Annotated in this window: 11 protein-coding genes; 9 read left to right on the top strand and 2 right to left on the bottom strand. The window is 72.5% G+C overall.

Translation table 11 applies throughout. The features are described 5' to 3' along the window. The 9 genes from ACXNSR_RS29055 to ACXNSR_RS29015 all read left to right on the top strand — a co-directional run bounded on the left by ACXNSR_RS29055 (position 1) and on the right by ACXNSR_RS29015 (position 7,649). Positions 1-456 carry a helix-turn-helix domain-containing protein gene (locus tag ACXNSR_RS29055; protein ID WP_458638311.1) on the top strand — a complete coding sequence of 152 codons (456 nt, stop codon included), beginning with the start codon at positions 1-3 and terminating at the stop codon, positions 454-456. Between the two features lie 242 nt (positions 457-698). Continuing rightward, positions 699-1,205: a DinB family protein gene (locus tag ACXNSR_RS29050; protein ID WP_458638310.1), complete on the top strand. Its 507-nt coding sequence runs from the start codon at positions 699-701 to the stop codon at positions 1,203-1,205. A 106-nt stretch (positions 1,206-1,311) separates the two neighbouring features. Further along, positions 1,312-1,710 (top strand): serine hydrolase domain-containing protein, encoded by a 399-nt coding sequence (locus tag ACXNSR_RS29045; protein WP_458643424.1) that lies wholly within the window; start codon positions 1,312-1,314, stop codon positions 1,708-1,710. Then, a complete protein-coding gene (locus ACXNSR_RS29040; RefSeq protein WP_458638309.1) occupies positions 1,701-1,829 on the top strand; it encodes a hypothetical protein in 129 nt (42 codons plus the stop codon). The genes ACXNSR_RS29045 and ACXNSR_RS29040 overlap by 10 nt, the downstream gene beginning before the upstream one ends. 396 nt (positions 1,830-2,225) lie before the next feature. Continuing rightward, the gene (locus ACXNSR_RS29035) at positions 2,226-2,753 is read left to right on the top strand and encodes a regulator component (protein ID WP_458638308.1); all 528 of its coding nucleotides are present in this window, start codon (positions 2,226-2,228) and stop codon (positions 2,751-2,753) included. After that, positions 2,750-3,967: an MAB_1171c family putative transporter gene (locus ACXNSR_RS29030; protein WP_458638307.1), complete on the top strand. Its 1,218-nt coding sequence runs from the start codon at positions 2,750-2,752 to the stop codon at positions 3,965-3,967. The genes ACXNSR_RS29035 and ACXNSR_RS29030 overlap by 4 nt, the downstream gene beginning before the upstream one ends. After that, the gene (locus ACXNSR_RS29025) at positions 3,964-5,154 is read left to right on the top strand and encodes a cytochrome P450 family protein (RefSeq protein ID WP_458638306.1); all 1,191 of its coding nucleotides are present in this window, start codon (positions 3,964-3,966) and stop codon (positions 5,152-5,154) included. The genes ACXNSR_RS29030 and ACXNSR_RS29025 overlap by 4 nt, the downstream gene beginning before the upstream one ends. A gap of 123 nt (positions 5,155-5,277) precedes the next feature. Then, positions 5,278-6,003: an ATP-binding cassette domain-containing protein gene (locus ACXNSR_RS29020; RefSeq protein ID WP_458638305.1), complete on the top strand. Its 726-nt coding sequence runs from the start codon at positions 5,278-5,280 to the stop codon at positions 6,001-6,003. Next, entirely contained in the window at positions 6,000-7,649 is a 1,650-nt protein-coding gene (locus ACXNSR_RS29015) for a DUF6297 family protein (protein WP_458638304.1), read from the top strand. The genes ACXNSR_RS29020 and ACXNSR_RS29015 overlap by 4 nt, the downstream gene beginning before the upstream one ends. Positions 7,650-8,011: 362 nt before the next feature. Here the strand turns inward: ACXNSR_RS29015 and ACXNSR_RS29010 are convergent, their stop codons facing one another. Beyond that, complete coding sequence (locus tag ACXNSR_RS29010; protein WP_458638303.1) at positions 8,012-9,349, bottom strand: class I SAM-dependent RNA methyltransferase; 1,338 nt, start codon at positions 9,347-9,349, stop codon at positions 8,012-8,014. A 93-nt stretch (positions 9,350-9,442) separates the two neighbouring features. Next, a complete protein-coding gene (locus ACXNSR_RS29005; protein WP_458638302.1) occupies positions 9,443-11,497 on the bottom strand; it encodes an APC family permease in 2,055 nt (684 codons plus the stop codon). Between the last annotated feature and the right edge of the window lie 178 nt (positions 11,498-11,675).

The raw sequence follows: 11,675 nt of genomic DNA, 5'->3' as shown, positions 1-11,675 counted from the left end.
ATGGAGGCTGACCAGTCGCCCACCTTCGCCCAACTCCTGGACCACCTCTTCCGCGAGGTGCACCCACCGTCCCGGGGTCCCTACACATACGCGGAGGTCGCCGAGGGGATCCGCAGGGCCGCGACCGGGGAGGGGCGCGGGGTGACGGCGAGCGCCATCCAGCAACTGCGCACCGGCGCCAAGCGGAACCCGACGCGGCACACCATCAAGGCCCTGGCCGACTTCTTCGGCGTACCGGCGGGCTACTTCGTCGACAGCGCGGCGGCCGAACGCACCAAGGCGGAGATAGACCTCCTCGCCGCGATGCGCGACCAGGACGTCCGCAAGGTGGCCCTGCGCGCCAACGGCCTGAGCGTCGACAGCCTGAAGATGCTGTCCACCGTGATCGAACAGGCCCGCAAGCTCGAGGGGCTCACCACCGACGACACCGAGCGGGACCTGAATCTGGACGACTAGGCCGCCCCTTTCGGATCTTGCCGGCCGAACCCGCGGCGTCCGGTGCCGTACATGGCAAGGCGGAGGTGAGCCCTGCGTACTGGACGTACTCGGGCGCCCCGACAACGCGGCCGGGTGCGGTGCCGGACGCCGCGGGCTCGGCAAGATCCGAAAGAGACGGCCTGGAGACGGCCCGGGGAGCAGGTCCGGCCCGCCGGAAAACGCCTCGACACCGGGCGCGTTGATCGGGGACGCTTCGCGCGATGACGAGAACCGACGACACCCCGCCCGCGTGGGACGAGCGCACGCAGCTCACCACGTTCCTCGACTACGCCCGTGACACCGCCCGCGCCAAGTGCGACGGCGTCTCCGCGGAGAACGCACGCAGGGCGCCCCTGCCTGGCTCACCGCTGATGACGATGAGCGGAGTGATCAACCACCTCCGCTGGGTCGAGTACTACTGGTTCCAGGTGGTCTTCCTCGGCGAGGAGGACCGGGGCCCCTGGACCGAGGAGGACCCCGACCGCGAGATGCGCATCGCCGTCGACTTCCCCCTCACGCAGCTACTCGACGAGTACACCGAGCACAGCGCCCGGTACCGCGAACTGGTCACCGGGCGCGGCCTGGACGACAAGGCCGAGCGAGCCGTACGCAACGGCCTCCACGTCGACCTGCGCTGGATCCTCCTGCACCTCACCGAGGAGACGGCCCGCCACAACGGCCACCTGGACATCCTGCGCGAGCTGCTCGACGGCACGACGGGCGCCTAGACCGAGGCGGCCCAGACCGGCCGTTCGCCGGGGGCGCGGGGGCGCGGCCGGTGCGGCCGGTGCGGCCGCCGCGTCCGGGGGCGACTTCGGCAAGGTCGACGCCTACATCCAGCAGCTCAGGCAGCGCACCCGCGTTCCCGGTATCGCCTTCGCCGTCGTCAGCGGCGAAGGCGTGGTGCAGCGGCGCACCTGGGGGCGGGACGGCAACGGGGATCCCGTCACCCCCGGGACTCCGTTCCTGATCGGGTCGGTGTCCAAGCCGGTCACCGCCATGGCCGTCATGAGGCCGGCGGAGGAAGGCCGGATCGCCCTGGACGGCCGGGTGCGCGAGCACCTGCCCTGGTTCGCCCCGTCGGGGGCCCGGATCGACGGGATCACCATCCGTCAACTACTGACCCGTACCGGCGGAATCGCCGAGCGCGAGGGCTTCCTGCGATCCGATCGCCACGACAACGAGCCGGACGGCATCATGCGGCCGGCCCGAAGCCTCGCCCGGTGGAGCTGACGGCGCCCCCGGGCGAGCGACACCAGTACAGCGACGCCGACTACATGCGCCTCGCCGCCGTCATCGAAGACCACCTGCGCGAAGCCGTCCTCCAGCCGCTCGGCATGACCTCGGCCTGAACATCGACGACCTGAGCCGCTTCGCCCTCGCCCAGCTCGGCAAGCCCCAGACCGTGGTGTCCCGGGAAGGCATACGCCGGATACACACGGGCACCGCGCCCGTCCGCGACACCCACCGGTACGGGCTCGGTCGGCGCGACGACGCCTTCGACGACCTGCGGGTGCGGACCGTCCGGCACGCCGGGGCGACCAGCGGCAAGCGGGCAAGCGGCTTGGGCCGTCTCTTTCGGATCTTGCGGTACAAGCCCGGCACCGCGCTCCGCGCGGCATCCCCGCGGCGTACCCCGCCCACGAAACAGGGTCGCCGACATGCCAACATTGGGGCGCGCGTACCGGGCTTCCAGGGGGAGGTCGCCACGGCCGACCACCCCCGACCGGCGTCACCAGAGTGAGCACATGGACCTTGAGCAGCTTCGCGCCGCGTGTGAGGCACGCGTCGAGGCGCTTCGACTCCCGCACCGCTTCAGCACCCGCGACCTGCGCGACGCCGTGGCCGAACAACGCGGACGCCCCATCGTCCTGCGCCCCCTGAGCACCCTGGGCGCCACGGACGCCCCGTGCGGCATCCGCCTGGAGACCCCGGACGCCGACCTGTTGTTCTACGAGGAGGCCACCTCGCCCCTCCATCAGAACCACATCCTCGCCCACGAGATCAGCCACATCATCTGCGACCACCCCGGCAGTCTGGAGCTGGACCAGGACACCCTGCGCGCGATCGGGTTCAACCCCACCCTCGTGCAGCGGATGTCCGGCCGGACCAGTTACACCAGCGAGGACGAACGCGAGGCCGAGGTGATGGCCAGCGTGATCCGCCAACTCATGTACCGGGGACGCGAGAGCCCCTCGAGCCGGCCCGCCAGCGGCGCCGAGAGCTGGGACGCGCTGTTCGCCGAGCCACACAGGAAGAATCGCCACCGGAAATGATCAACATCCTCTTCACGGGCACGGCCGTCGTGCTGTTGTGCTTCGCCGTCTACTGGGTGCGGGGCCGCGGTGGCCACCGCCCCACGGGCACCTGGGCGATGGCGGCGCTGCTGACCTCGTTCGCGCTCGCCTTCGCCTCCTACGCCCCGGCCGTGGAGCACGCGGTCGAGTCGGTGGTCCCGCACGTCGCCCGGCTCCTCAGCAACACCTTCACCCTGACGGCGGCCACCTCGGTCCTCGCCTTCCTCTTCCAGCTCAACCTGGACCGTGAGCGGGCGCAGCGGCAGATCCGACTGCGTGTCATCGCCCTCGCGATCTCCGTCGCCGGGATGACCGCCTTCTTCACCGCCGAACAACTCACCGGCCGCAACCCGGCGTTGTACGCCTGCTACGTCCTGATCTACATCTCCTTCCTCGGGTACACGGCCAAGGACTTCCTGCTGCAGACCTGGGCCCAGTCCAAGCGCTCGACCCGCCGCAGCCAGCGCTGGGGCCTGCGCACGACCTCGGTGGGCTGCGGCTTCGCCCTCGTCTACGCCGCGTACAAGCTGTTCGCCCTGGTCTCCATCGGCCTCGGGCTGGGGCTCGTACCCGACCACGCCCGGTGCTCGACCCCGCTGACCCCCTTCCGCTGCGCGTTCAGCGTGAGCGCGCCCGCCGTCGCCGTCCTCCTCATCACCGTCGGACTCACCCTCCCCGCCCTGTTGTGGCCGCTCAGCCAACTGCGCCGGCGCCGCTGGGAGCGGAACTCGTTCACCGCGCTCGAACCCCTGTGGCGGGAGGTCACCTCGGCGGTCCCCGAGGTCGTGCTCGACCCGGGCCACACCGCCACCGGCACCGACGCCGACACCCACGACCTCGACCTCGACTTCCACCTCCACCGCCGGGTCATCGAGATCAACGACTGCGTGCTGGCCCTGCGCCGGTACCGTCGGGCGTCGGTACGGGACGCCGCGACCGCCGAGAGCGCCCGCCGGGGTACGGCCGGTACCCCCGAGGGCGACGCCGAGGTGGAGGCGGCGGTCATCGCCGCGGCCGTCGCCGCGAAGCGCGCCGGACTCCCCCTCGACGGCGACGAGGCCCCGCCCGCCGCCGGTACCCGCTCCCGCAAGGGCGACCTCCCGGCGGAGACCGCGTGGCTGCTGCTCGTGGCCGAGGCCTACGGACGCCACCGGGCACCGGCGGCGCCCGAGCGCGCGGGCGCGGCCTCGTGACCGCCCCGCGGCAGGACCCGCTGCGCGACCCCCGCTTCTTCGCCGACCCCTACCCCACCTACGACCGGCTGCGCGAGGGCTGCCCGGTCCGGCGGATCCCCACCGGCTCCGGCGGCCACCAGGCGTACCTGATCACCGGCCACGCCGAGGCCCGGGAGGCGTTCACCGACCCCCGCCTGTCCAAGGACACGGCCCGCTTCTTCGCCGACCGGCCCTCGAACCGCGACCTGCACCCGGCGATCTCCCGCAACATGCTGGCGAGCGACCCGCCCGTGCACACCCGCCACCGGCGAGTGGCGACGCGCCTGTTCACGACCGGCCGCGTCCGCGAACTGCGCCCGTTCATCACCCGCATCGTCGACGGCCTCATGGGCACATGGCGACTGGGTGCGGAGGTCGACCTGGTGGCGGACCTGGCGGTCCCCCTGCCGGTCACCGTCGTCTGCGAACTGCTGGGCGTCCCCGAACCCGACCGCGCCACCCTCGCCGCCCGGTCCCACGAGCTCTTCGACGCGACCGACACCGACCGCGTGGACGCCGCGTCGCACCACATCGGCGACTACCTGACCCACCTCGTCGACACCGCCCGCGCCACCCCCGGCGACGGCCCGCTCCACTCCCTCCTGCGCGACTGCGAGGAGGGCGGCCTCGACCGGGAGGAAACCGTCTCCCTGGCCGCCCTCCTCCTGGTCGCCGGGCACGAGACCACCACCCACTTCATCGGCAACGCCGCCCTGGCCCTGCTCCGGCACCCGGAAGCGTTCGACCGCCTGCGCCGGGACCCGGACCTGATCCCCGGCGCCCTCGACGAACTGCTCCGCTTCGACTCCCCGGTGGGCGTGGCCACCTTCCGCCACAGCACCGAGGACCTGAGCATCGGCGGCATCGACGTCCCGGCCGGCTTCCCGGTCCTCATCGCCCCCGGAGCCGCGAACCGCGACCCCCGGGCCTTCCCCGACCCGCACCGCCTGGACCTCGACCGCGACGCCGGCGGCCACCTCTCCTTCGGCCACGGGATCCACCGCTGCCCGGGCGCCCCCCTGGCCCGCGCCGAGGCGGAAATCGCCCTCCGCGCCCTGCTGACCCGCTTCCCGAACACGCGCCTGGCCGCCCCCGCGGACGCCCCGACCTGGCGCCACACCCGCCTCACCCGCGGCCTGACCACCCTCCCCCTGACCCTGGCCTGACGAACCGGCGAAGCGAACGCCCGCAACTGCAGACTCATATGACTGTCCATCACATGGGTATATTCGTGCACGATGAATACATATGGGCGGGGGCCGGGGCGGGCGGCGAAGGTGGGGACGGGCGTGACCGACGCCGACGAGGGCACCTCCCCGAGGACCGCCCTGCTGTACGCGCAGGACATCCACGTGGCCTACGCCGAGGAAGCCGTCCTGGCCGACGTCTCCCTGGCCCTGGAGCCCGGCGGCTGTCTGGCTCTCGCCGGCGCCAACGGCTCCGGCAAGTCGACCCTGTTGAGCGTCTGCGTGGGCCGGCGGCAGCCGGACCGCGGCGAGGTCCGCTTCGCGGGGGCCGCGCCGCGCGAGGCGGATCCCGCCTTCCGGCGGGACGTCGGGCTGCTCCTCGACGGCGCCGAATGCTTTCCCGACCTCACCGTCGCGGAGCACATACGGATGGTCGCCGCTGCCCACGGTCTGGGCCCCCGAGCCGACGCCGCCGCCGACCGGGTACTGGCCGAACTCGGCCTGGACCACCGCGGCGACGCCTTCCCCGACGCCCTGTCGGCGGGACAGCGCCAGATGCTGCTGCTCGCCTCGGTACTGGTGCGTCCGGCCCGCCTGATCGTCGTGGACGAGCCCGAGCAGCGCCTGGACACCGCCGCCCGCCGCAGGCTGGCCGCCGCGCTGCGGGCGGCGAAGGCCGCCGGTACGGCCGTACTGCTGGCCTCGCACGACCGGGCCACCGTGGAGGAGACCGCCGACCGGGTGCTGCTCCTGGACCGGGGCCGGACGGCTGCCCTGGGCACCCCCGACGAGGTGACCGGCGCAGCGGAGGTCTCACCGTGGCGGTGACCGCCGAACGTGCCGCCGAGGACCGGGACGCCACGACCACGGCCGTGGCCACCGCGGCGCGCGCCCGGCGGGAACGCGGGTCCGGCCGGCCCCGGTTCGACGACGCGTGGACCTGGGTGTGCGCGGCCGTCTCCGCACTGGTGGTGCTCGCGGGCCTGGTCCAGGCGGCACCGGGCATCGGCCAGGGGCTGGGCTGGTCCGGCGGGCCGCCCGCCCGCGCAGGCGTGGTCGGCACCACGCTGCTGCTGTTCGCCGGCCAGATCTCCCTGTGCCTGCGGCTGGGGCCGGTACTGCTCAGTCCCGCCGAGATCACCTGGCTCCTGCCGCTGCCCGGCGACCGGGGCCGGCTGCTGCGCCCCCGGCTGGTGCGGGCCGTGGCGGTCGCCTGCGCGGCGGCCCTGCCCACCGGTGCGCTGACCGCCGCGTTCGCCCTGGCCCTGCAGGGCGAACAGCGTTACGAGGTACTCCCCGTGGCGCTCCTCGCCCACCTGGCGCTGGCCTGCCTCGCGGTCGGACTGGGCACCGTGGCCGAGGCCCGCCCCGCCCTGGCGGGCCGGGTCCGGCTGCTCGGCGGCGTGCTGGCACTGGCCGGAGCGACCGTGCTCGCCTGCGGAACCTCGGTGCCGGCGGTGACCGGGGCAGCGGCCTGGTCCGGCCCCTGGGGCTGGGCGGGCGCGGCCGTCGCCACCGCGGCCGGGCACGGCCCGCCCCTGGCCTGGGCGGCGGCCCTGACCTGCCTCGCCGCCTGCGCGGCGGCCGCCCTGCGGGAGGCCTTCCGGACCGTGGACGGCATCCCGACGGACGCGCTGATCGCCCGGGCCCGCACCGGGCGGGAGGCCGCCCGGGGCGCGACGCTGCTGGACCTGCGCGCGCTGACCCTCGTACTGCAGTCCACCGGCGGGCGGCGCCGGCGGCCTACCCGGATCCCGATGCCGCGCTCCCGGTGGGCGATACCGCTGTGGCGGGACACCGTCGTCCTGGCGCGCCACCCCTGGCGGCCGGTCCTGGCCTGCGCCGCCCTGGTCGCCGGGTTCGCCCAGTTCCGCCTGGTGGCCGACTGGCTGACGGAGCCGGGCCACGGTCCGGTCGGCCCCCTGAAGGCGGCGTTCGCGGGCCTGCTCCTGGTCGTACCGCCGTACCTCGCCGCGGTCGCACTGGCCGAACCCGCCTACCAGGACACGGACCGGCCGCGCCGCGCCCTGCTGCTGCCGCTGTCGCCCGGCGCCCTGGCCCTCTCCCACCTGGCGGCGCCGGTGGCGTTCCTGTGGGCCGCCGGCGGTGTCGGCTGGGCCGCGGCCCTGTTGTCCAGCGCGCCCGCCGGTCCACTCGGCGCGTACGCCACGGCGCTGCTGCTCGCGGGTCCCGCCCTGGTCGGCACCACCCTGGTGGGTGCCTACCGGGGGGCGCCCCGCTACGACCTGCTCGCCCTGTCCCTCGACTGGTACGCGGCCGTGCCGTTCGTCCTGTGGCGACTGGCCCCCGCACTGGCCGCGGCGTTCGTGACGGCGCCCTACCTGTGGCACACGGCTCACCACCCGACCGCCACCCCGGACACCGACACCCTGTGGCTGGCAGCCCGCTCCGCCGCGGTCCTGGCCTGGTCCGCCCACCGCACCACCCGCCAGGCCAAGGCCCTGTGCGACTGAGTGCTCGCCGCTACGGCCCTGGGCGCACCCGGGCCGGTCACGACCCTCACCTCCGACGCCGAGGGACTCACCACCCTCCGAGGCGGACATATCACCATTGGCGGACAGGCCGTGCATCGGGTGCTGTGGGGTGAGGAAGGGCCGGCGACGCCCGACTCACGGAGTACGCAAGCGCCGTAGGCAAGTCGAGACCATGCCACCAGGACAGACCACCAGCCGAGGGCTCCGCCCGGCGGTCACCGATCACGCATGATGGCCCATCAGGAATCGCCCCGTCCGTGCGGCACGTGCGTCAGATACGCGTCAGGACACCGCGCCTCACGCACGTACCACCGATCAGGCACACCCGGAGAAGGAGCAGGTCAGGCGGCCTTGTTGATGGGCTCCAGGATGGCCACGCACTCGACGTGGTGGGTCATCGGGAAGAGGTCGAAGACGCGCAGGGTGCGGGGCTTGTAGCCGTATTCCTTGAAGTAGCCCAGGTCGCGGGCCAGGGCCGCCGGGTCGCAGGCCACGTAGGCGATGCGGCGGGCCGAGAGGCCGGCCACGTGGCGGACCGTCTGCTTGCCCGCGCCCGCGCGCGGGGGGTCCAGGACGACCAGGTCGCATTCCGTGATCCCGGTCTTCGGGAGGATCTGCTCGACCTTGCCCTGCTCGATGCGGACCCGCGGGAAGTCCGCCAGGTTGTGGCGGGCGTCCTCCACCGCGCGCTTCGTCGACTCGATGCCGAGGACGGCGCCGGTCTCGCCGAGGCGTTCCGCGAGGGCTCCCGCGAAGATGCCGACGCCGCAGTAGAGGTCGAGGGCCATCTCGCCCCTGCGCGGCATCAGGCCCTGCATGACGGCCTTGATCAGGGTGTCCGCGGCCTGCGGGTGGACCTGCCAGAAGCCGCCCATGCCCACGCGGTAGGTACGGCCGTCGGCGCGCTCGCGGACGAACGGGCGGCCGTGGACGCGGTGGACCCCGCCGTCCTTCTCCTCCACCCGCAGGACCGAGACCGGCTTGTCGAGCTCCACCAGCGGCAGGCGGCCGCCCGGGCGGGGGGTCAGGACGACCTGGCGGTCCTGGGAGCCCGTCGCCGCGATCGCCTCGACCGTGGCCATCTGGGGCCAGTCCTGCTTCTCGATGCCCAGTTCGCTGACGCCCGGCGCCGCGATCATGCAGTGGTCGATCAGTTCGATGTCGTGAGAGCGGTGCTTGCGCAGGCCCGCGTTGCCGTCCTCGTCGATGGCGAACTGCACGCGGGTGCGCCACTGCGGCACCTGCCCGGCCGGCAGCTTGTCGCCCTCGGCCGGCATCACGGTGCCGTCCCAGCCGGCCTCCTCCGGGGTGAGCCCCGCGAGCCGCTTCAGCTGCTCTGCGACGACCTCGCCCTTGAGCCGGCGCTGGGCGCCGGGCTTGGCGTGCTGCCAGTCGCAGCCGCCGCACTTGCCGGGGCCGGCGTACGGGCAGGGGGCCTCGACGCGGTCCTTGGAGGCGTCGAGCACGGTGATCGCGTCGGCGCGCAGGTAGCGGGAGTCCGTCTCGCCCTCGGTGACCCTGGCGATCACCTTCTCCCCCGGGAGGGTGTGGCGGACGAACAGGACCCGGCCGTCGACGGTGCGGGCGATGCAGTGGCCGCCGTGCGCCACGGGGCCGACCTCGACCTCGTACTCCTCCCCGACCAGTGACCGCTTCTCGTTCTGCTCGACGCTCGTCATGGTGGGGAGACTCCAAAAAACCGAAAACGGGGAACGGCCGGACGACCGACCCACCAGTTTACGTGGATCTCGTCCGGCCGTTCACCAACCCGTTCAGCCCTTGCCGGTCGGCGCCTTCGGCGGCCTCGGCGTGTCCACCGGGCCGCGGCGCACCGCGCCCGGGGCGTTCCAGTCCTGGCGCTTCTTCGCCCGCCGCTTGGCGAGCTCCGAGGACTCCAGCTGGTACGGCACCGAGGTGACCATCACACCGGGGGTGAAGAGCAGCCGGCCCTTGAGGCGCAGCGCGCTCTGGTTGTGCAGCAGGTGTTCGTACCAGCGGCCGACGACGTACTCGGGGATGTAGACGCTGACCGCGTCGCGCGGGTTCTCGCTGCGCAGGCCCTTGACGTACTCGACGACCGGGCGGGTGATCTCCCGGTACGGGGAGTCGAGGATCTTGAGCGGGACGTTGATCCCGCGGCGGTCCCATTCCTCGCGCAGGGCCTTGGTCTCGGCCGGGTCGACGCTGATGCTGAGGGCTTCCAGCGTGTCCGAGCGGGTCAGCTTGGCGAACGCCAGGGCGCGCAGCGTGGGCTTGTGGACCTTGGAGACCAGGACGATCGAGTGGACCCGGGAGGGGCGCACGCTGTCCTCGCTGGGGCCCTCGGCGGCGGCGATCTCCGCGGAGACGCGGTCGTAGTGCTTGCGGATCGCGGTCATGGTGCCGTAGAAGATCACCATGCCGAGCAGGGCCACCCAGGCGCCGTGGGTGAACTTGGTCGCGAGGACGACGGCCAGCACCATGCCGGTGAAGAAGGCGCCGAAGGTGTTGATGGCCCGGCTGCGGTGCATCCGGCGGCGGGCGGCGACGTCGCGCTCCGTCTTCAGGTGCCGGTTCCAGTGCCGGACCATGCCGATCTGGCTCAGGGTGAAGGAGACGAAGACACCCACGATGTAGAGCTGGATCAGCTTGGTGGAGTCGGCGTCGTAGATCCACACGAGCAGCATGGCCGCGCCCGCGAGGAGCACGATGCCGTTGGAGAAGGCGAGCCGGTCGCCGCGGGTGTGCAGCTGGCGCGGCAGGTAGCGGTCCTGGGCGAGGATCGAGCCGAGCAGCGGGAAGCCGTTGTACGCGGTGTTCGCGGCCAGGAACAGCACCAGCGCGGTGGCCGCGGCCAGCAGGACGAACAGGAAGCTGCCGTTGCCGAAGACGGCCTCGGCGACCTGGGAGATGACCGGGTGCTGGACGTATCCGGGGCCCACGGGGACGCCGTTGTCGAGCAGGTCGGTCGCGGGGTTCTCCGCCATCCGCACGTCGGTGGCCATGGCCAGGCCGATGATGCCGCAGAACATGGTGACGGCCAGGGCGCCCATGAGGGCGAGGGTGCTGGCCGCGTTCTTGCTCTTGGGCTTGCGGAAGGCGGGCACGCCGTTGCTGATGGCCTCGACGCCGGTGAGGGCGGCACAGCCGGAGGAGAAGGCCCGCAGCAGCAGGAACACCATCGCGAAGCCGGCCAGGCCCTGCTGCTCGGGCTTGATCTCGAGATTCGCGGTGGGGGCGGTCATCGTGTCGTCGAGGACGAGGCCCTTCCAGGCACCCCAGCCGATCATGACGAATACGGCGGCGACGAAGACATAGGTCGGGATCGCGAAGAGCTTCCCGGATTCCTTCACACCGCGCAGGTTCATCAGGGTGAGGAGAAGGATCATGACCATCGCCGAGAGCACCTTGTGCTCGATCACGAAATCCACCGCGGAGCCGAGATTCTCGACCCCGGAGGAGATCGACACGGCGACGGTCAGGACGTAATCGACGAGCAGGGCGCTCGCCACGGTGAGGCCGGCCCTGGGTCCGAGGTTGGTGTTGGCGACCTCGTAGTCGCCGCCGCCGCTCGGGTAGGCGTGGACGTTCTGGCGGTAGGACGCCACGACGGTGAACATCAGCACGACGACCGCGAGCGCGATCCAGGGGCTGTACTGGTACGCCGACACGCCCGCGATCGACAGGACCAGCAGGACCTCGCCGGGGGCATATGCCACGGAGGACAGCGGGTCGGAGGCGAAGACGGGAAGGGCGATCCGCTTGGGAAGGAGTGTTTCTCCGAGGCGGTCGCTGCGCAGCGCCCGGCCGATCAGGATCCGTTTGGGCACGTCGGTCAGTTTGGACACGCAGAGGATCGTAAGCGTTCGAAATCAGCCTGACGAACCCCCCACCCCCTCATACCGCAATCCCGCCGCAATTCCTCCCCACCCGCAGCACGACTGCGACGCAAGAGACCCCATGGGTGACCGCCCGTGTGTAGCTTGGGCCATGGTCTGAGACCCTGTTTAACCAGAGCATGCAATG

Source organism: Streptomyces sp. NC-S4, assembly GCF_054353315.1.
This window is presented reverse-complemented; position numbering and strand designations above follow the sequence as displayed.

Bases quoted from the DNA above. Each gene is read 5' to 3' on its own strand.
- ACXNSR_RS29055 (WP_458638311.1), top strand. From the start codon at position 1: ATGGAGGCTGACCAGTCGCCCACCTTCGCCCAACTCCTGGACCACCTC.
- ACXNSR_RS29050 (WP_458638310.1), top strand. From the start codon at position 699: ATGACGAGAACCGACGACACCCCGCCCGCGTGGGACGAGCGCACGCAG.
- ACXNSR_RS29035 (WP_458638308.1), top strand. From the start codon at position 2,226: ATGGACCTTGAGCAGCTTCGCGCCGCGTGTGAGGCACGCGTCGAGGCG.
- ACXNSR_RS29030 (WP_458638307.1), top strand. From the start codon at position 2,750: ATGATCAACATCCTCTTCACGGGCACGGCCGTCGTGCTGTTGTGCTTC.
- ACXNSR_RS29010 (WP_458638303.1), bottom strand. From the start codon at position 9,349: ATGACGAGCGTCGAGCAGAACGAGAAGCGGTCACTGGTCGGGGAGGAG.